A 623-nucleotide genomic window follows, 5' to 3' on the forward strand; every position below is an offset into this window, starting at 1 on the left:
AAAGGTACTGTTAAGTCCGGGGTAGCTTAAATAAGCAGAATTGTTGTTAGCAGTATCTTCTTCCCAATCCAATTTCCCATCAATCGCCGTAATGGCAGGACCCCCAGCATTTACCCGGTATAAGACCTCAGCGATGGCCTGTTCCTCTATTACATTTACAGAAAAACTCTGTTCTATATAATTAGAATCGGCGTCAGTAGCACGAATGGTAATCACTGAAACTGCCGGGGAATCGGGATAGCTTAGGCTAAGGCTACTGTCCGATATAACAGCACCGACAGCTGAATTGGTATTACCCGAAACACTATAAGTCAGGTTCCCTACACCGGCATCATCGTCAAAATATGGCAACAAGCTAATAGTTTCTGTAACCGCTCCTACATTACGTTCAATATCAGGAAGTGCTAAGACGATGCCGGGACTATCGGAATTTACTTCCCAGATGAAATTAAAACTTACCGCATCATTGGTATCAGCATCACTATCGTCTACTGTTACCGTAACTACATAAGGACTATTGGCGGATGCCCCCTGATTTATTGTACCGCCTATTTGGCCATTGGTAGGTTCTATAACTATTCCTGGCGGAGCGCCAATTATGCTATAACTTAAATTACCATCGC

General features: G+C 43.5%; 1 protein-coding gene. It reads right to left on the reverse strand.

What is annotated here, in order from left to right; all coding sequences use genetic code 11:
• A partial coding sequence (locus tag I6U50_RS16195; RefSeq protein ID WP_198639555.1) for a putative Ig domain-containing protein occupies positions 1-623 on the reverse strand: 623 nt, incomplete at both ends.

It is taken from the genome of Salegentibacter maritimus, from assembly GCF_016236975.1.
GTDB lineage: Bacteria > Bacteroidota > Bacteroidia > Flavobacteriales > Flavobacteriaceae > Salegentibacter > Salegentibacter maritimus.